The sequence below is a fragment of the Streptomyces cinereospinus genome (assembly GCF_042430725.1).
GTDB lineage: Bacteria > Actinomycetota > Actinomycetes > Streptomycetales > Streptomycetaceae > Streptomyces > Streptomyces cinereospinus.
Window position 1 is genome coordinate 1 of the sequence record NZ_JBHMCY010000065.1, and the last position, 17,755, is coordinate 17,755.

Sequence of the window (17,755 nt, forward strand, 5' to 3'; positions counted from 1 at the left end):
CCGCGGCGTGCTCGGCCGCCGCGACGACGGCGCCCTCGGCGACGCCGTCCGCCGCCGCACCGCCCACCAAGGCGATCTCGGCGCCCTCGGCCGACCGTCCCCGACGCCGCCCGGTACCGCCACCGGCCTCGCCCGTGTCGCCCGTGTCGCCCGGCGCGGGCGCCGCCGCCACCGCGGGCGCGGTCCGCCGCCGGCGCCGTCCGGTGGGAACGGCCGCCTCCGACTCGGCTGCCCCGGCCTGCGGTGCCTCGCTCCCCAGGAAGGCGTCCGTGGAGGCACGCCGCGCGCGCCGCCGCCCGCCGCCGGAGCTCTCCTCGGGGGCCTCGTGGGCGGCCTCGGGCATGACTTCCGGCACGGGCGGCACGACCGGAGCCGCGACGGCCCCCGCCCCACCGCCGATCGGCACCTCCAGGACGTACGCGCTGCCGCTCATGCCCGGCACGTCGTGCGTCTGGAGCACGCCGCCGTGGGCGCGCACGATGCCGCGCACGATCGGCTCGTGCACCGGGTCTCCCCCGGCGTACGGCCCGCGCACCTCGATCCGTACGACCTCGCCGCGCTGCGCCGCCGCGACCACGACGGTGTTGTCCAGATAACCGCCCGCCGAGGTGGGCGCGTTGCCGGTCGCGTCGACGCCCGCCACGTCCGCGACGAGATGCGCGAGCGCGGTGGCCAGGCGCCGCGGGTCGACCTCGGCCTCGATGGGCGGCGCGTGGACGGCGAACTGCACGCGCCCCGGGCCGACGAGTTCGACGGCACCGTCGACACCGGCCGCGACGACCGCGTCGAGCATCACCTTGGTCCGCGTGATCTCCTCGGTCCCCGCGTCGAGCCGCTGGTAGCCGAGGACGTTGTCGATGAGCTGGGTGATGCGGGAGTACCCGGCGGACAGGTGGTGGAGGACCTGGTTGGCCTCGGGCCACAGCTGTCCGGCGTCGTCCGCGGCGAGGGCCGCGAGTTCGCGGCGCAGTTCGTCGAGGGGGCCGCGCAGGGAGCGGCCGAGCAGCGTCAGCAGCTGCTCGTGGCGCCCGGCCAGGGCCTCGTAGCGGTCCTTCTCCCGCTCGGCGAGGGCGGCGTACCGCTCCTCGTTCGCCGCCGTCTCCTCCGCGTGCTGTTCGAGCAGCTCCTCCATCTCGGTGACGTGCTGCTGGCGCAGGGCGGTGAGGTCGGAGGCGTGCTCCTCGGAGAGCCGCTCCAGTTCCTCGGCGTGCCGCTTCTCGACGGCCGCCTTCTCGTCGGCGAGGACGTCGTACGGCCGCCGGTCCAGGAAGGTCATCACGGCGCCGACGAGCTGGTCGCCGTCCCGCACGGGCGCGGTCGTGAGGTCGACGGAGACCTTGTCGCCGCCCTTGGCCCACAGCACCTGCCCGCGCACCCGGTGCTTGCGCCCGGAGCGCAGGGTGTCGGCGAGCGCGGACTCCTCGTACGGGAAGGGGGTGCCGTCGGCGCGGGTGTGCAGCACGAGGTCGTGCAGCTCCTTGCCGCCGAGCTCGCCGGCGCGGTAGCCCAGGATCTGCGCGGCGGCCGGGTTGACGAGCACGATCCGCCCGTCGGTGTCGGTGCCGACGACGCCCTCGGACGCGGCGCGCAGGATCATCTCGGTCTGCCGCTGCGAGCGGGCCAGCTCGGCCTCGGTGTCGACGGTGCCGGAGAGGTCGCGCACGACGAGCATGAGCAGCTCGTCGCTGGCGTATCCGTAACTGTCGTAGGCCTGCTGACCGTTCTCCAGGTTGGCGCTGGTGACCTCTACGGGGAACTCGCTGCCGTCGGTCCGCCGGGCGATCATCCGGGTCGGCTTGGTCCGCCCGCGCGGATCGATGTGGTCGGGGCGCCGCATGGAGCCCGGGATGAGCTTGGAGTCGAACTGCGGCAGCAGGTCCAGCAGCCCCCGCCCGACCAGGGCGGTCCCCGGCGCCTCGAAGGCCTCCAGCGCGATGGAGTTCGCGTTGACGACGGTTCCGTTCGCGTTGACCAGCACCAACGCGTCGGGCAGCGCGTCCAGTATGGCTGCGAGGCGAGCAGCGCCTCGGGATGGCCTGCTGCTCACGAGACGCTTCCCTCCTGTTACCGCACCTTGCCGACCGCTCGGGCCATCTTGCCAACCGGCCCGCGACGTGTCACGCGAGGGAGTCTAAGGGCTGGGGTTGTCCTCGCGGCGCGGGTTGAGAGAGAGGTCGCACGACGGGGGGCGCCGGACCGGAGCGCGGCACGCGACTCCGCACACCGGCGCCATGCGCCCTTCGCGCCCCCTACGCCGGACCTTTACGTTCAGCGGGCCTGGGGAAGCAGCGGAACGAGCCGGTCCCAGCGGGCGATCTCGCAGCCGTCGCTGCGGGCGAACGTGGCGTCGACGGGGCGCCCGGCCCACGTCCCGGTGACTCGGGCGGTGGCGGGACCGCCGTACTGCATGGTGCACAGGGTGTCCCGGGGCACCGGCGCGAACACGTCCCGGCCCCACCGGGTCTCCCGCTCCAGCGCCCGGCACGCCCCGCCCGCGTCGGGATGACTGCCGCCACTCGGGTGGCACCGCACCTCGAACGTCCCGTCCGCCCCACCGCTCACACCATGGACGGCGACGGTGAGGCGGTCGTTCTCGCCGTGCTGGTGGCCGGGGAGGGGCGACGGCACGGCGGCGGCCGCGGGGGCGGTGACCGGCGAGGCGAGGGTGGCGAGGGCGGCGCCGGCGGCGAGCGCGAGCCGCGGCAGCGTGAGACTCATGACCTGCAACATGACCTGGCTAACGCCGTACGCCCCCGGACGTTGCGCGGCCCGCCCCGGCCGGCGGCGAAGCCCTTTGCCCTGCGGCCCGCCTGCCTAGTACCGTGGGGGGCGATTGGTGACAGCACGCTCGACTGTGTCATCATCTGCACGCACCGCTCGCGCATACGTGAGTGGCTGTGCTGGAGGCGTCGCCTAGTCCGGTCTATGGCGCCGCACTGCTAATGCGGTTTGGGCCTTAAAGCCCATCGAGGGTTCAAATCCCTCCGCCTCCGCGCAACACCGAAGCCCCGGTCCCCTCGGACCGGGGCTTCGGTCGTTCCAGGCCCCACGAGACGCGTTTGCCCAGGTCGCAAGGGGTGCGGCCAACGGATTTCACATGACGGCGGCAGTCATGTAATGTTCTTCCTGTCGCCGCGAGCGGGCCGGAAGGAACGGGAGCGGCGGTACAACAGAACTAAAAACAAGCACTCGTAGCTTAACGGATAGAGCATCTGACTACGGATCAGAAGGTTGCAGGTTCGAATCCTGCCGAGTGCACAGCAGACCAGAGGCCCCGTGGAGCATTCACGGGGCCTCTGGCTTTCGCCTTGACGGCAGTGTTTGACGGCAACCGGGTGACGGGCCGATCAGACGGCGACCGGGACACCGGCCGGGCCGTCGTCATCGTCCGGATCATCGCCGTCACCCCTCAGGGCGTCCCCGACGCGATCGAACGCCGAGCGCTGCGAGTCGAGCCGGACGAAGGTGTAGATGTCCATGGTCACGCGGATCGAGCTGTGACCGAGGACTTCCATGATCATGCGAGCGTCGGCGCCCTGCTCGTGGAGGAGGGACGCACAGGTGTGGCGCAGATCGTGGAAGCGGACCTTGCGGACGCCGGCCCGGAGGCACAGCATCTCGAAGGAGCGGTTCAGGTTCCGCGGCTCGATCGGCGTCCCGTTCTTCGTGGTGAAGACGAGGCCCTGGCCCGTCCCCTTCCAGTTGTTGCCCGCTCCCTTCCGGTCGGCGATCTGCTGGGCGCGCTGGGCCCGGAGCGCGGTCACGCACTCGGCCGGCAGGGCCACGCGACGGGCCGAGCGCTGCGTCTTCGGCGCGACGATCAGCAGCTCGCCGGCGACCCGCTGTAGAGCCTGCCGCACGGTGAGGACGCCTTCGTGGAGATCCACGTCCGACCAGCGCAGCCCAAGCAGCTCACCGCGCCGCAGACCGATGCGGACCGCCAGCTCGTACGCGGCCCAGAGCCGCTTGTCGCGGGCCGCCGCCAGGAGCTGACGCCCTTCCTTGGCGGTGAGCGGTTCGATCTCGCGTTTCGTCCCCATGCTCAGCTCCACGTTCCGGGCGACGTTGCGCGGCAGCTCGTCCTCACGTACGGCGTGCTGGAGGGCGGCCCGAAGGATCACCAGCAGGAAGCGCACGGTCCGGTCGGACGGGAGCTTCTCGCAGCACTTGCCGAGGGCGCAGCAGCGCCGCTTGTGCTCCGGCCGCGCCCGGTGGCCCGCCCTGTTGTCAGTGGCCCCGCCTACCCTCGGACGGGATGGCACAGGTGTGGAAGTGCTCGGGGCTGCGGTGGGGGGACGGTGGGCCCGTGCTCGGGTGGAGCGGGGGGCGGTGCAGTGCGCTGCGGTGGGGGCAGCGGGTGGGGTTCGAGGTCGTGGGCGCGGGGATGCGGGCGTGTGCGGGGGCCCGGGGGCATCCGTGTCCCGTGGGGGCCGTCGTGCCGGGGCGGAGCATCGGTGCGCGGTGTGAGGAGTGCGCGCGGCTGGACCGGGCGCACTCCGTGGCCGCCGATGCCGTCCCGGACGATCCGCGCGCCTTCCACGTGTATCTGGCGTGGTTCGGGCCCGGCCTGGTGAAGGTCGGGATCACCGCCGTCGAGCGGGGCCGGGCGCGGTTGCTGGAGCAGGGAGCCGTCTGTTCCAGCTGGCTGGGGGCGGGACCGCTGATGGCCGCGCGGCGGGCCGAGGAGATGGTGCGGGCGGCCCTGCGGGTGCCCGACCGGCTGCCGTACGCGGCCAAGCGGGCGGTCCGGTCGCGGCTGCCCGGGACGGAGGCCGGGCGGGCGGCGGAGATCGCCGGGCTGCACGCGCGCGCCACCGCGCTCGCGGAGTGGCCGGAGTCGCTGGCCCGGCTGCCGTTCCGGGCCGTCGACCACCTGCGGACGTTCGGGCCGGCGGGTGTACCGGACGCCGTGGGGGAGGTGACCGAGCTGGTGGCCGGCGGGGCGGCCGTGGGGGAGCTGGTCGCCGCGTTCGGGCCCGATCTGCACCTGGACGCCGGCGGGCGGGTCGTGGTGCTGGACACCCGGCTCATGAGCGGGTGGGAGCTGGTCCCCCCGCCGCCGGGCCGGGAGGACGGTGTCTCCTTCCCCGTACGCGGGTTCCGGGAGGCGGCGGCCGCGCAGGACGGGCTGTTCTGAGGCCCGGCCGGGCGCTTCCCAGGCGGCGCCTGCCGGGTCCCCGTGTGTTTCTCAGAAGCCGTATCTCAACCGAATGTGATCCCTTGATTCCTGCTGGTCAGGCATGGTTTCGCTCGGGTTGAGGGAGGTTTCGCGACGTCTTGTATCCGCTTCATGGTCAAGGGGTGCGCGGTGGCGTCGGTGCTGGGGATGCTGGAGGAGCGGGAGGCGGTTGCCCGTGTTCGGGTGGAGGGCTTGCGGGAGGAAGTCGCGCGGTTGGCTGAGGTGTTGGAGGCTGCGGAGATCGAGCTGGACCGGCGGGTGATCGCGCGGGAGGAACTGCTCGAGGCCTTGGCTGTCTCTGCGGCCGAGTCCACTGCCGTGACCACGGCCGAGGCGGAGGAGGAAGCGGTGCCGTCGCTCGCCCCGGTGCCGGGCTCGATCGTGCCGCCCTGGCGGGAAGGGCTGCCGGTGACGGTTCTGGCGCCGGACTATCAGCAGATTCTGGGCGTGCTGGAACAGCAGCGGTCCACGGGGCAGGGGCCGCTTCGGGCCAAGGAGATCGCGGTGGAGCTGGGCCTTGGGGCGACGCCGGCGAAGGTCGAGGGGCTGCGGTCGAAAGCCAGGCGCCTGGCGGAGCGCGGGTGGCTCCTGTTGGAGGCGTCGGGGGCGTTCAGCGCCGGCCGGCGGCCCGTGGCCGTGCCAGACGCCGGCTCATCCGCGTGACCATCGACCACCGGATCATCGCCTCGCTGGTGGCGGGCAGGGTCTCGTAGTCCCGGGCCAGACGGCGGGAGTTCATCAGCCACGCGAACGTGCGCTCTGCCACCCACCGCCTGGGCAGCACCACGAACCCGGTCATGTCGTCGGTGCGCTTGACGATCTCCAAGGTCAGAGCGAGCTTGTCCCGGCACCAGCCGACGAGGGAGCCGGTGTAGCCGCCGTCGGCCCAGACCAGGGTGATGTCGCGGTGCAGGCGGTGCAGCCGCCCAAGCAGGCCCGCCGCGGCATCCCGGTCGCCGATGTTCGCGGCGGTCACGCGGGCGACCAGGAGCAGGCCAAGGGTGTCGGTCACGATGTGCCGTTTGCGGCCCGGCACCTTCTTCCCGCCGTCGTAGCCGCGTGAGGCGGCCGGCACCGAAGCCGCGGCCCGCACCGACTGCGCGTCGATGATCCCCGCCGTGGGCTCGGCCTCACGGCCCTCGCGCTCACGGACCTTCCCGCGCAGCCGGTCGTGGAACTCGGTGATCAGCCCGTGCTCGCGCCAGCGGCGGAAGAAGGCGTAGACCCGGGCCCAGGCGGGGAAGTCCGCGGGCATCGCCCGCCAGGAAATCCCGCCCGCGACCAGGTAACGGATCGCGTCCAGCAGCTGGCGGTGGCAGTAGCCCTCGGGCCGTCCGCCCCGCCCCTGAAACCAGGCCGGCACCGGCAGCAGCGGTCGGATGGCCGCCCACTCCGCGTCCGTCATGTCCGACGGATACCGGCGCACCCGATCGGGATGATCGGCCGCGTTCCCGTACACGTGCGCGAGGCAATCGCACGACACGACGGACGAGTTGAAGTCAACGGGCTCGGGCGCGTACAACAACGACAACAGGGCCTCCGGGAACCGCTCGGAATGGAATCGCACCCCCGAGCTACCAGGAGGCCCTGCCTCCATGCGCGTACCGCCGGAAGATCACCCGACCAGGAACTCTGTTCGATTCACACGCTCCAAGATCGGTTGAGATACGGCTTCTCAGGCAAATCACAGGTTGCCGCAAGGGCCCTCTCAGAGCCGGGCGACAAGGTGTCCGCCATGACCACGACCTCGCCCCACGGGCGTACCGAACTGCTGAGGCCGGACGGGAGCCCCGTCCGGGTGCTGGTGGTGGACGACGAGCTGTCGATCACCGAACTGCTGTCCATGGCCCTGCGGTACGAAGGCTGGCGGATACGCAGCGCGGGGGACGGCCAGGACGCCGTCCGGGCCGCGCGGGAGTTCCGGCCCGACGCGGTGGTGCTCGACCTGATGCTGCCGGACATGGACGGGCCGACCGTGCTCGGCCGGCTGCGGCGGGAACTGCCGGATGTGCCGGTGCTGTTCCTCACCGCCAAGGACGCCGTGGAGGACCGCATCGCCGGGCTCACCGCCGGGGGCGACGACTACGTCACCAAGCCGTTCTCCCTGGAGGAGGTCGTCGCCCGGCTGCGCGGCCTCATCCGGCGCTCCGGCACCGCCGACCGGCGCTCCGACTCCGTGCTCGTGGTCGGGGACCTCACCCTCGACGAGGACAGCCGCGAGGTGACGCGGGCCGGGGAGAGCATCCACCTCACCGCCACCGAGTTCGAACTGCTGCGCTTCCTGATGCGCAATCAGCGCCGGGTGCTCAGCAAGGCGCAGATCCTGGACCGGGTCTGGTCGTACGACTTCGGCGGGAAGGCCAACGTCGTCGAGCTGTACATCTCGTACCTGCGCCGGAAGATCGACGCCGGGCGGGAGCCGATGATCCACACCCGGCGCGGGGCCGGTTACCTGATCAAGCCCGCCGCGTCATGACCCGGTGACGGCGGCCGCGTCCGCGGCGGCCGGCCGGTCCGGTGGGCGGGCCGCGCACCCTGCGGACCCGGCTCGTCGTCCCGTCCGTGGTGCCGGTCGCGGTGGTCTGCGCGACGATCGGCTCGGTCGCCCCGCCCGCGCCGCGGTCCAGGCCTTCCTGATCCCGCCGGTGCCCGCCCGGTGTACGTGCTCCAGGCACCGACGACCGTGCGCCGCCGGATCGGGCGGGTGCTGCCCGCCGGGGCGGCGATGGTCGTCGCGGGTGGCTGGTGGGTGGCGGTGGCCGAGCTGTGGCCGGCGTCCTCGCGCCCGTGCGTCGGCGGCGCGCGGACCAACTCCTTCCTGGAGCCGGCCTTCGGCCACGACGGACCCGGCCGGACCGACGGCGAGGAGACCGGCGGCGTCGGCGGCGGGTGGGGCGGCGGGTGGGGCGAGACCGGCGGGGACCGGAGGTTCGGTTCGAGCGCCGGCGGCCAGGGCTCCTGGCTGGTCCTGGCGGCACTGATCCTGCCGGTGGCGGCCCTGGGGCTGACCCGCGCGCGGCGCCGGACGGACACCGGCCGCGCCGCGTTCCCGCTCTGGGGCGGCTCGCTGCTGATCACGGCGGTGATCTTCAGCTTCATGCAGGGCACCTTCCGCGAGTACTGCACCGTCACCCCGGCCCCGCAGGCCGCCCCGCTGATCGGCATGGGCGCGGCACTGCTGTGCCCGGGAGCGCGGCCGGGCCTGGGTCCCGCCGGTGCTCGCCGCCGTCGGCGCCCAGAACGCCGCGAGCCACCAACTCGCCACCGGCGAGACGGCGATGGCGATCGGCGGCTGCGACGGCACCTGACCCGTCGCCGACCCCGGCCCAGTTCCAGCGGTACGTACAGGACGGAAGGATCCACTGCCTCGTCGTCGTCGTCGGCGTCGCCTCGCCGTCGGCTTCCCTGTACGCCGTATGGGAAGTGTTCTACGGTGTACGGCATGTCGACGACCTCCTCCGCGCAGGCCCCGGACCAGGCCCCGAACCCGGACCCGGACGAGGCCCCGGACCCGGACCCGGACGAGGCCCCGGACCCGGACCCGGCCGGTCACCCGCAGCGCTGGCTGATCCTCGGAGTCATCTGCCTCGCGCAGCTCACCGTGCTGCTGGACAACACCGTGCTGAACGTGGCGATCCCGTCCCTGACCCAGGAGCTGGACGCGGCCACCTCCGACATCCAGTGGATGATCAACGCCTACTCCCTCGTGCAGTCGGGCCTGCTGCTCACCGCGGGCAGCGCCGCCGACCGCTACGGCCGCAAGAAGATGCTGATCGCCGGTCTGGCGCTGTTCGGCATCGGCTCGCTGGCGGCCGGGCTCGCCTCCTCCACCGGGCAGCTGATCGCCGCGCGGGCCGGGATGGGCGTCGGCGGCGCGCTGCTGCTGACCACCACCCTCGCCGTGGCGATGCAGATCTTCGCGCCCGAGGAGCACCCCCGGGCGATCGGCATCTGGAGCGCCGTCAACGCGCTGGGCTTCGCGGCCGGACCGCTGATCGGCGGGTTCGTGCTGGACCACTTCTGGTGGGGTGCGATCTTCCTGATCAATCTGCCGGTGGTGGCGCTCGGCCTGGTCGCGGTGGTGGCGCTGGTGCCGGAGTCGAAGAACCCGCGGGGCGACCGGCCGGACCTGCTCGGCGCGCTGCTCTCCACGGTCGGCATGACCGCGCTGGTGCTCGCGATCATCTCCGGGCCGGAGCACGGGTGGACGTCCGGGCGGGCGCTGGCCGGCGGGGGCGTCGCGATGGCCGCCCTGGCGCTGTTCGCCCGGTGGGAGAGCAGGATCCCGTACCCGATGCTGGACCTGCACTTCTTCCGCGACCAGCGGTTCACGGGGGCGGTGGCCGGCGCGGTGCTGATCACCTTCGGCATGGGCGGTGCGCTGTTCCTGCTCACCCAGCACCTGCAGTTCGTCCTCGGGTACGAGCCGCTGGAGGCCGGGCTGCGGACGGCGCCGCTCGCCCTGGTGGTGGTGGCGCTCAACTTCTCGGGGCTGTCGGCGAAGTGGACGGCGGGGCTGGGTACGCCGCTGTCGGTCGGGCTCGGCATGGTGCTGATGTCGGGCGGGCTGGTCTCCATCGCCCTGCCGGCCTCGGACGGGTACGCCGGGACGCTGCTCGGGCTGGTGCTGATCGGCGTGGGGTGCGCGGTCGCCAACCCGGCGATGGCGCACGCCGTCATGAGCGCGATCCCGCCCGCCAAGGCCGGGGTGGGGGCCGGGATCAACGGCACGCTGGCGGAGTTCGGCAACGGGCTGGGGGTCGCCGTGCTCGGGGCCGTGCTCAACTCCCGGTTCGCGGCGCTGATTCCGGTGGCGGCGACCTCGTTGCCGGCCGCGCTGGCCGCGGCGGGGTCCGCGGGCGAGCGGCGGGAGATCACCGAGGCGTTCTCGTCCGGGCTGCGGACCAGTCAGCTGGCGGGCGCGGTGGCGGTGCTGCTGGGCGGTCTGCTGGCGGCGGCGTTGCTCAGGAGGGCCGAGCGGGCCGCCGCCTGAGCGCGCGCCGTGCGGGCCGCGACGGCGGTCGTCGGGCAGGACCTAGCCTTGCGAGCAGGGAACGTCGGGTTCGTCGAGGAGAGGTGCGCCGATGGCGAAAGCAGCTGCGGGGCGGGCGGCGCGGGCCAGTGTGTGGTTGGCGGAGAAGGAGCGCCGCGGCGGCCGGGGCGGCCAGCCGTCCGGGCTGGACCGGGAGCGGATCACCGGGGCGACCGTGCGGCTGCTGGACGCCGAAGGGCTCGCGCAGTTCTCGATGCGGCGGCTGGCCGCCGAGCTGAACGTCACCGCGATGTCCGTCTACTGGTACGTCGACACCAAGGACGACCTCCTCGAACTCGCCCTCGACGCCGCCTTCGGCGAGCTGCGGCTGCCCGACCCGGACGCCGGCGCGGACTGGCGCGACCAGCTGCGGGCGCTCGCCACCGGGTACCGGGCGCTGCTGGTGCACCACCCCTGGCTGTCACCGCTGGCCGGGACGTACCTCAACATCGGGCCGAACTCCCTGGCGTTCTCCCGGGTGGTCCAGCGGGTGGTCCGCGGGGCCGGGCTGCCCGCGCACGGCGTGACGGGCGCCATCTCGGCCGTCCTCCAGTTCGTGTACGGCTACGGCACCGTCGAGGGCCACTTCTTCGCCCGCGCCGCCCGGGCCGGCACGAGCCCGGACGAGTACTTCCGGCAGTCCATGGACTCGGTGAGCGAGGTGCCGGAGAGCGCCGAGGTCGTCCTGGAGTCCCGGGCCCTCATGGCGGCCCGCGGCGGCGACACGGTCGCCGAGATGATGGACCGGGACTTCGCCTTCGCCCTGGACCTGCTGGTGGCCGGGATCGAAGCCATGGCCGAACGCGGCTGACTCCCCCCTCGCGTCAGCCGCCGGCTACTCCCCTTGCACCAGCCGCGCCGGGAATCCCCCCGTGGCCACCGGCCCCCACCGCAGCGGCGTGATCCGGATGACGGACTTGCCCTGGCGCACCATGGCCTGCCGGTACTCCGCCCAGTCCGGGTGCTCCCCGGCGATGTTCCGGTAGTACTCCACGAGGGGTTCCACCGAGTCGGGCGCGTCGACGATCTCGGCGGTGCCGTCGACCTGGACCCACGGCCCGTTCCAGTCGTCGCTCAGGACCAGGACGCTGACCCGCGGGTCCCGCCGGGCGTTGCGGGTCTTGGCCCGCTCCGGGTAGGTGGACACCACGATCCGGCCCGAGTCGTCGACCCCGCAGGTCAGCGGGGACGCCTGCGGGCTGCCGTCGGCGCGGCGGGTGATCAGGAGGGCACGGTGGCGGGGGCGGACGAAGTCCAGGAGCTCGTCGAGCGAGACACGGGTGTTGGTCGCGATGTTCGGTGCCATGACGGCAGCCTAGTGCCGCACCCCTGGGACGTCCGGGGGCCGCCGAGGCGGACCCTGCCGGGGGTACCTTCACATGGCCAGCGCCTCCGCCAGGCCGGTGTAGACGGGGACGTCCCGGCGGACGCCGGTGACCTCCAGGACCCGGCTCGGCACCCCGTCCGGGGGCGCCACCACCCGGAGCCGGACGTGCGGCGGCAGATGGTGGCGGACGTCCGCGACCAGGCGGGCGCCCTGGGAGTCCATGAAGGTGGTCCCGGTGAAGTCCAGGACCAGGACGCGCAGCTCGCCGGCGCGGGCGTCGACGGCGGCGGCCACGGCGGCGTACAGCGCGGCGCGGTTGCCGAGGTCGATCTCGGCGGGCAGCGCGAGCAGGGTGCAGCCCGGCAGGTCGCGCACCCGGCACGGGCTCGGGAAGTGGGTCACGGCATTCACCTGGCAGACGGCGTGTGGCAGACGGCAGACGATCGTCCGGTTCCGAGTTCCGAGAGGCCGCTTCCTGACCCGAGGGCCCATTCCATCACGCCCGCCGCCCGCTTCAAAGGTGTCCGGAAAGACCGTCAGCCGGGCGTCACCTGGCCGCAACGGAGCAGATAAAGTTCTGTCCGTCCTGTGCTCGCAGTCGGGAATGTGCTGCGGAGCTCTCCTGCGCACGGCCGTGAGGCCGCGCTCGCTGAAGAGGTTCGTGGTGACTGCGTCCGACTTTTCTGGTTTGCCCCGTTTTCCGGCTGGTTTCGAGCTGGCCGAAGCCCTGGCGGTGGCGGCCCAGCAACTGCACGAGACCCTCACCCCGGACTCCACCCTGGACTCCACCCTGGACACCGCCGTACGGCTCGCGGTGCGGCTGCTGCCGGGCGCCGAGTACGCCGCGATCTGCGTGGTCGAACGGGACGGCCAGCGGCGGACGGTGGCGGTCAGCGACGAGCTGGTGCGCTCCGCCGAGGGGCCGCGCGACGAGCGTGCGCGGCCGCCGTACTGGACCCGGCTGTGGGACGCCCCCGTGGTGCGGCTCGCCGACAGCGAGACCGAGGAGGGCGGCGACGGGCCGGCCGGGCTCGGGCTGCGCTCGGCGCTGGCGCTGCGGCTGCGGGCCGACCGGCGCACCCTGACCGTGCTCACCGCCTACGCCCGCAAGCCGCACGTCTTCGACGACGTGGCGACCCGGATCGGCCGCCTGTTCACCGCCCACGTCAGCATCGCCCTGGACTCCGCCACCGTCCGCGAGCAGCTCACCGAGGCCATGCGCACCCGGGACCTGATCGGGCAGGCCACCGGGATCCTGATGGAGCGGATGAACATGGACGCGGGGGAGGCCTTCGAGAGCCTGGTGCGCGCCTCCCAGCGGGAGAACGTCAAACTGCGCGACCTCGCCCGCCGGCTGGTGGACGCCCAGCCCCCGGCGTGAGGGCTCACGCCGCCGGCAGCGACTCCCCCTGCACCGCCTGCACGTCCAGCTCCACCCTGAGCGTGGTGCCGATGGCGGCGATGCCCGCCTGCACCACCTGGTTGTAGCGCATGGCGAAGTCCTCGCGGCGCAGCTGCGCGGTCGCGCGGAACGCGGCGCGCGTGCCGCCCCACGGGTCGGCGCCGGTGCCGAGGTAGGCCAGGTCCAGGTCGACCGGGCGGACCACGCCGTGCAGGGCGAGTTCGCCGTGCACCGTCCAGCGGTCGGGGCCGGCCACCGTCAGGCCCGTCGACCGGTAGGTGATCTCCGGGTGCCGTTCGACGTCGAGGAAGTCGGCCGAGCGCAGGTGCTCGTCGCGCATGCCGTTGCCGGTGTCGATGGACGCGGCCCGGATCACCGCCGTCACCCGGGACTTGGTGATGTCGTCCGGGGCGATCTCGACGGTGCCGGTGAAGTCGGTGAACCGCCCGTGCACGCTGGAGATCCCCAGGTGCTGGGCGACGGCAGCCACGCTGGAGTGCGCCGGGTCGATCGTCCACGGCCCCGGCGGCGGCAGCTCCGCCCCGCCCTGCCGGGCCAGCGTCACCGTGCCGACCTCGGCCCGGCCGCTCGCCGTGACGATCGCGCCGGCCGCGGCGGGCGCGTAGCCGACCGCCGTGACGACGATCGTGTACGCCCCCGGCTCCAGCGGTGTCCCGTCCCGCACCGCGCCCTCGGCGTCCGCCTCGGCCCGCAGCACCTGCGTGCCCCTCGCGTCCGTCACGGTGACGACCGCGTGCGACACGGCCCATCCGTCCCGGGTGCGGATCCTCGCGGTCAGCCCCATGTCCTTCGCACCTCCCTGTACTGGCTCCGGCCCGTGACGGGGCACCCGCCACGGGCCGGAGCTGATCCTCGTGAACTACGTGCCGGGGTGGGCGAGTTCGATGTCGTGTCCGTCGACGCCGCTGCCGGTGACGGTCAGCGCGGTCGCCACCGGCGGGTAGCCGGTCGCGATCACCGTGTACTCGCCGCCGTCCAGGTCGGTGAAGGCGTACGCCCCGTCCGTCCCGGTCGTCGCGGTGCCGACGACGTTGCCCGCCGCGTCGACCAGCGTCACCCGCGCGTCGGCCAGCGGCCCGTGCGGCGCCCGGACGACGCCCTGCAGCTCGGCCCCCGCCTCCAGGTCGACCTCGACGCGGGTGACCCCGGTGCCGCCCACCTCGACGGGCAGCGCGCGCGGCCGGAACCCGGCGGCGTTGACCGCGACGGTCACCGGTCCGGGCACCAGCTCGGCGAAGCCGAACTCGCCCTGCTCGCCGGTGGTCTGGCTGGCCAGCAGGTCGCCGCGCACGTCGGTGACGATCACCATCGCGTCCTTCACCGGCAGCGCGTTCCCGGCCGCCCGCACCACACCGGTCAGCCCGCTGGTGCCGCTGAGCAGGATGTCGTACGACACCGGCTCACCGCTGACGACGATCGTGGACGCCTGCGGCTGGAAGCCGTCGGCGGAGGCGAGCAGGACGTACGAACCGGTGCCCGGCGCGTCCACCGCGTAGGCGCCGTCGGCCTGCGCGACCGAGCGGCCGAGCTGACGGCCCGCGAGGGAGATCAGCGTGACGCCGGCCTGCGGGACGGGCGCGCTCTCCGCGCCGCGGACGTGGCCGCGGATCGGGACGCCGCCGGAGACCGGGGACTCGGTGGCCACGGCGGCGGTGGCCGCGAGCCGCTGCGTGCCCTCGGGGCCGGCCTCGGTCTCCGCCCCGGCCGGCCGGCCCGGCGCCGGCTGCCCGGCCGGCGCGGCCTGCTGCGCCGGGGCCTCGTCGGCGGCGGTCTGCGCCAGGGCGCCCGCGGTCTTCAGGGGGACCTCCTTGATGAACAGCGAGCACAGCAGGGCGAGCAGCGCGATCGGCGCGGTGTAGAGGAAGACGTCCGCGATGCCGTCGCCGTAGGAACTCTCCATCAGCGTGCGGATGGGCAGGGGCAGCGCGTCCATGTCCGGGATGCTGCCGCTGGAGGAGTTCGCGGCCAGCGCGGCGGCCGACTGCGGGTCGAGGGAGGCGGCGCCCTCCTCGACGTAGTGCGAGAGCCGGTGGGTCAGCACCGCGCCCAGCGCGGAGACGCCGACGGCGCCGCCGAGGGAGCGGAAGAAGTTGACCACCGAGCTGGCGGCGCCCAGGTCCTTCGGGGCCACCTGGTTCTGCGTGGCGAGGACCAGGTTCTGCATCATCATGCCGACACCCAGGCCGAGCAGCGCCATGTAGAGGGCCACGTGCCAGTACGCGGTGTCGTACTGGATGGTGCCGAGCAGGCCGAGCCCGCCGGTCACCAGCACACCGCCGGCCAGCAGCCACGCCTTCCAGCGGCCGGTGCGGGTGATGACCTGGCCGGAGACGGTGGACGAGATGAACAGGCCGCCGATCAGCGGGATGGTCAGCACGCCGGACATGGTCGGCGACTCGTTGCGGGCCAGCTGGAAGTACTGGCTGAAGAAGATGGTGCCGGCGAACATCGCGATGCCGACGAACAGCGAGGCCAGCGAGGCCAGCGTGATGGTGCGGTTGCGGAACAGCCGCAGCGGGACGATCGGCTCGCTCGCCTTCGTCTCGATCAGCAGGAAGATCGCCAGCAGCGCGACCGTGCCGCCGACCATGGCGTAGGTCTGCCAGGACACCCAGTCGTACTTGTTGCCGGCGAACGTGACCCAGATCAGCAGCAGGCAGACCGCGGCGCTGATGAAGAAGGCGCCCGCCCAGTCGACCTTGACCCGCCGCTTGGCGACCGGCAGGTGCAGGGTGCGCTGGAGCACCAGCAGGGCTATGACGGCGAAGGGCACGCCGACGTAGAAGCACCAGCGCCAGCCGAGCCAGTCGGTGTCGGTGATGACGCCGCCGATCAGCGGGCCGCCGACCATCGCGGTGGCGAAGGTCGCGCCCAGGTAGCCGTTGTAGCGGCCGCGCTCACGCGGGGAGATCATCGCCGCCAGGATGATCTGGGCCAGCGAGGACAGACCGCCCATGCCGATGCCCTGGACCGCGCGGAAGGTGATCAGCATGGCCGGGTTCTGCGACAGGCCGGCCGCGGCCGAGCCCAGCACGAAGATCACCAGGGCCAGCTGGATCAGCAGCTTCTTGGAGAACAGGTCCGCGAGCTTGCCCCACAGCGGGGTGGACGCGGTCATCGCCAGCAGCGACGCGGTGACCACCCAGGTGTAGGCGCTCTGGCCGCCGCCGAGGTCCTTGATGATGTCGGGCAGCGCGTTGGAGACGATCGTCGAGGACAGGATCGCCACGAACATGCCGAGCAGCAGTCCGGTCAGCGTTTTCATGATCTGCCGGTGCGTCATCGGGGCGCCGGAGCCGTGCGGGCCGTGGGCGCCTCCTCCGTGCCTGGCGTGGGCCCGCACACCGGCTGGTGTGGATGTTGCCATGGGCTTCCTTTTCTCCTACGTGTTTGCGGGTGTACGGGTGCAGTCGTCGAAGCTCGCCCGGAGCCGGGTCATCAGCTGGATGAGCTGGCCGACCTCGTCGTCGCTCCAGTCGCTCAGCCGCTGGGCGAGCAGGTACGCGCTCCGCCGGGACAGCTCGTCGAGCGTGCTCCGGCCGCTGGGGGTCAGGCGCAGGATGCGGGAGCGCTTGTCCGCCGGATCGGGGGAGCGCTCGATCCAGCCCCGCTCGGCGACGTGCGCGACATGGCGGCTGGTCACCGACATGTCCACGCTGAGCAGCTCGGCGAGCCTGCTCATCCGCATGTCGCCGTGGCGGCCGAGCAGGGTGAGGACGGCGGCGGAGCCGCTGGGGCAGTCGGGCGGCAGGGCCCGCCCCATCTCCCGTTTCACGGCGCCGAAGGCGCTGAACTGCCGCGCCAGTTCCTCGTACTGCGCCCGCTCTGCCATGGCCTCTCCCACTTAAGTTGCTTGGAGCAACCATAGGAACAGTTGGTTGCCACAGGCAAATGAAATCGGCGGTTCGGCCATAAAAACTTGGCAAAGGCAAGTATTGCGACCGTAAACGTGCAGGTCGGACCCGGTGCGACCCCCGCTTGGGCAGTTCCCCGCGTCTTCGCTAGGGTCTCGGGCCATGGCTAACAACCAGGGTCCCCAGGGCAATCACGACCCCGCAGGCAGCACCCAGATGTTCCGTGCGTTCGTCGACGAGGCCCCCCGGGGCCGGCAGCCGGCCGCCGCGCCGGCCGGCCCGCGGATCGGGCTGATCGTCGGCGTCGTCGCGGCCGTCGTCATCGTCGCCGCGGTCGCCTGGCTCGCGCTGATGTAACGGGCCGGGCCCGGGGCACCGGCGGTGTCGGTGCCGGAGTGCGTCCGGGGCGGCGTCGCCGGGTACGGGAGTGCCCCGCCGGGTACGGAGTGCCCGTCGGATACCAGAGTGCCGCAGGGTACGCGGGTGATGCCCGGAGACGAGTGATGCCTGATCCCGAGTGACCCTGGCGCAGGAATGACGCCGCCTGGCACCGGAGTGACGGCTGGTGCAGGAGTGACGCCGCCTAACACAGTGACGCCTGGCACAGAAGTGACCGCTGGCACAGACGTGACGAGTGCCGCCGGATCGAGCATGGGCGGGCGTGCGGGCACGCGGGCGCTGCCGGGGTGAAGGGGCGTGGCCGGGCGCACGAGTGCGGCCGGGATCGCGCGTGCCCCTGGCACACGAGCGTCGCCGGGCGAGGAGGCGTCGCGTCGCCGGGCGCACGACTGCCGCGGGCATCGAGTGTGGCCGGGCGGATGAGTGCCGGCGGGCGCGCGTATCCGGCCGGGTGAGAGCCGTCGCCGGGTACAGGGACGTGGCCGGGTGCGCGGTCGCCGCCGCGGTACCCGGCAGGTGCCGCGGCGGCGGGTGACGGTGT

Annotated in this window: 16 protein-coding genes and 2 tRNA genes; 9 read left to right on the plus strand and 9 right to left on the minus strand. The window is 73.1% G+C overall.

The annotated features are described in order from the left end of the window. On the minus strand, positions 1-2,047 hold a 2,047-nt coding region (locus ACFF45_RS27125; protein ID WP_381349189.1), incomplete at its 3' end, for a PAS domain-containing protein. Between the two features lie 221 nt (positions 2,048-2,268). Continuing rightward, positions 2,269-2,718 carry an SSI family serine proteinase inhibitor gene (locus ACFF45_RS27130; protein WP_381349190.1) on the minus strand — a complete coding sequence of 150 codons (450 nt, stop codon included), beginning with the start codon at positions 2,716-2,718 and terminating at the stop codon, positions 2,269-2,271. A 184-nt stretch (positions 2,719-2,902) separates the two neighbouring features. Here ACFF45_RS27130 and ACFF45_RS27135 point away from each other — a divergent pair. Both ACFF45_RS27135 and ACFF45_RS27140 read left to right on the plus strand, forming a co-directional pair. Beyond that, positions 2,903-2,993: transfer RNA gene (locus ACFF45_RS27135), tRNA-Ser, on the plus strand. A gap of 192 nt (positions 2,994-3,185) precedes the next feature. Next, positions 3,186-3,258, plus strand: a tRNA-Arg gene (locus tag ACFF45_RS27140). Between the two features lie 89 nt (positions 3,259-3,347). On the opposite strand, the gene ACFF45_RS27145 is transcribed toward ACFF45_RS27140, so the two are convergent. Further along, on the minus strand, positions 3,348-4,136 hold the full coding sequence (locus ACFF45_RS27145) for a tyrosine-type recombinase/integrase (protein WP_381349192.1): 789 nt from the start codon (positions 4,134-4,136) through the stop codon (positions 3,348-3,350). A 119-nt stretch (positions 4,137-4,255) separates the two neighbouring features. Here ACFF45_RS27145 and ACFF45_RS27150 point away from each other — a divergent pair, with 119 nt between their 5' ends. Together ACFF45_RS27150 and ACFF45_RS27155 are read left to right on the plus strand one after the other, a co-directional pair. Next, positions 4,256-5,137 carry a DUF2797 domain-containing protein gene (locus ACFF45_RS27150; protein WP_381349194.1) on the plus strand — a complete coding sequence of 294 codons (882 nt, stop codon included), beginning with the start codon at positions 4,256-4,258 and terminating at the stop codon, positions 5,135-5,137. Positions 5,138-5,290: 153 nt separating this feature from the next. After that, complete coding sequence (locus tag ACFF45_RS27155) at positions 5,291-5,842, plus strand: hypothetical protein (protein WP_381349195.1); 552 nt, start codon at positions 5,291-5,293, stop codon at positions 5,840-5,842. Here the strand turns inward: ACFF45_RS27155 and ACFF45_RS27160 are convergent. Continuing rightward, positions 5,790-6,584, minus strand: a complete 795-nt coding sequence (locus ACFF45_RS27160) for an IS5 family transposase (RefSeq protein ID WP_381349196.1) — start codon at positions 6,582-6,584, stop codon at positions 5,790-5,792. The genes ACFF45_RS27155 and ACFF45_RS27160 overlap by 53 nt on opposite strands. 330 nt (positions 6,585-6,914) lie before the next feature. Between ACFF45_RS27160 and ACFF45_RS27165 the strand changes: the two genes are divergently transcribed. The 3 genes from ACFF45_RS27165 to ACFF45_RS27175 all read left to right on the plus strand — a co-directional run bounded on the left by ACFF45_RS27165 (position 6,915) and on the right by ACFF45_RS27175 (position 11,022). Continuing rightward, positions 6,915-7,655 carry a response regulator transcription factor gene (locus tag ACFF45_RS27165; RefSeq protein WP_381349197.1) on the plus strand — a complete coding sequence of 247 codons (741 nt, stop codon included), beginning with the start codon at positions 6,915-6,917 and terminating at the stop codon, positions 7,653-7,655. A 957-nt stretch (positions 7,656-8,612) separates the two neighbouring features. Next, on the plus strand, positions 8,613-10,172 hold the full coding sequence (locus tag ACFF45_RS27170; protein WP_381349239.1) for an MFS transporter: 1,560 nt from the start codon (positions 8,613-8,615) through the stop codon (positions 10,170-10,172). A 91-nt stretch (positions 10,173-10,263) separates the two neighbouring features. Then, entirely contained in the window at positions 10,264-11,022 is a 759-nt protein-coding gene (locus ACFF45_RS27175) for a TetR/AcrR family transcriptional regulator (RefSeq protein ID WP_381349198.1), read from the plus strand. A 24-nt stretch (positions 11,023-11,046) separates the two neighbouring features. Here ACFF45_RS27175 and ACFF45_RS27180 read toward each other — a convergent pair whose 3' ends face one another. After that, on the minus strand, positions 11,047-11,517 hold the full coding sequence (locus ACFF45_RS27180; protein WP_381349200.1) for a PPOX class F420-dependent oxidoreductase: 471 nt from the start codon (positions 11,515-11,517) through the stop codon (positions 11,047-11,049). Positions 11,518-11,586: 69 nt separating this feature from the next. Further along, complete coding sequence (locus tag ACFF45_RS27185; RefSeq protein ID WP_381349201.1) at positions 11,587-11,940, minus strand: STAS domain-containing protein; 354 nt, start codon at positions 11,938-11,940, stop codon at positions 11,587-11,589. Positions 11,941-12,226: 286 nt separating this feature from the next. Here ACFF45_RS27185 and ACFF45_RS27190 point away from each other — a divergent pair, with 286 nt between their 5' ends. Further along, on the plus strand, positions 12,227-12,919 hold the full coding sequence (locus ACFF45_RS27190; RefSeq protein WP_381349203.1) for a GAF and ANTAR domain-containing protein: 693 nt from the start codon (positions 12,227-12,229) through the stop codon (positions 12,917-12,919). A gap of 4 nt (positions 12,920-12,923) precedes the next feature. Here ACFF45_RS27190 and ACFF45_RS27195 read toward each other — a convergent pair whose 3' ends face one another. From ACFF45_RS27195 to ACFF45_RS27205, 3 genes are all read right to left on the minus strand, one after another. Continuing rightward, on the minus strand, positions 12,924-13,745 hold the full coding sequence (locus ACFF45_RS27195) for a YceI family protein (protein ID WP_381349204.1): 822 nt from the start codon (positions 13,743-13,745) through the stop codon (positions 12,924-12,926). Between the two features lie 75 nt (positions 13,746-13,820). Next, a complete protein-coding gene (locus ACFF45_RS27200) occupies positions 13,821-16,244 on the minus strand; it encodes an MFS transporter (RefSeq protein ID WP_465269410.1) in 2,424 nt (807 codons plus the stop codon). Between the two features lie 99 nt (positions 16,245-16,343). Further along, the gene (locus ACFF45_RS27205) at positions 16,344-16,793 is read right to left on the minus strand and encodes a MarR family winged helix-turn-helix transcriptional regulator (protein WP_381349206.1); all 450 of its coding nucleotides are present in this window, start codon (positions 16,791-16,793) and stop codon (positions 16,344-16,346) included. 184 nt (positions 16,794-16,977) lie between these two features. Here ACFF45_RS27205 and ACFF45_RS27210 point away from each other — a divergent pair, with 184 nt between their 5' ends. Then, complete coding sequence (locus ACFF45_RS27210; protein ID WP_381349207.1) at positions 16,978-17,172, plus strand: hypothetical protein; 195 nt, start codon at positions 16,978-16,980, stop codon at positions 17,170-17,172. Positions 17,173-17,755 lie beyond the last annotated feature (583 nt).

What these genes read in the sequence shown, in the direction of transcription:
- ACFF45_RS27130 (WP_381349190.1), bottom strand. Translation starts at nt 2,718, where the DNA reads ATGAGTCTCACGCTGCCGCGGCTCGCGCTCGCCGCCGGCGCCGCCCTC.
- ACFF45_RS27150 (WP_381349194.1), top strand. Translation starts at nt 4,256, where the DNA reads ATGGCACAGGTGTGGAAGTGCTCGGGGCTGCGGTGGGGGGACGGTGGG.
- ACFF45_RS27155 (WP_381349195.1), top strand. Translation starts at nt 5,291, where the DNA reads ATGGTCAAGGGGTGCGCGGTGGCGTCGGTGCTGGGGATGCTGGAGGAG.
- ACFF45_RS27160 (WP_381349196.1), bottom strand. Translation starts at nt 6,584, where the DNA reads ATGACGGACGCGGAGTGGGCGGCCATCCGACCGCTGCTGCCGGTGCCG.
- ACFF45_RS27165 (WP_381349197.1), top strand. Translation starts at nt 6,915, where the DNA reads ATGACCACGACCTCGCCCCACGGGCGTACCGAACTGCTGAGGCCGGAC.
- ACFF45_RS27175 (WP_381349198.1), top strand. Translation starts at nt 10,264, where the DNA reads ATGGCGAAAGCAGCTGCGGGGCGGGCGGCGCGGGCCAGTGTGTGGTTG.
- ACFF45_RS27180 (WP_381349200.1), bottom strand. Translation starts at nt 11,517, where the DNA reads ATGGCACCGAACATCGCGACCAACACCCGTGTCTCGCTCGACGAGCTC.
- ACFF45_RS27195 (WP_381349204.1), bottom strand. Translation starts at nt 13,745, where the DNA reads ATGGGGCTGACCGCGAGGATCCGCACCCGGGACGGATGGGCCGTGTCG.
- ACFF45_RS27200 (WP_465269410.1), bottom strand. Translation starts at nt 16,244, where the DNA reads ATGACGCACCGGCAGATCATGAAAACGCTGACCGGACTGCTGCTCGGC.
- ACFF45_RS27205 (WP_381349206.1), bottom strand. Translation starts at nt 16,793, where the DNA reads ATGGCAGAGCGGGCGCAGTACGAGGAACTGGCGCGGCAGTTCAGCGCC.
- ACFF45_RS27210 (WP_381349207.1), top strand. Translation starts at nt 16,978, where the DNA reads ATGGCTAACAACCAGGGTCCCCAGGGCAATCACGACCCCGCAGGCAGC.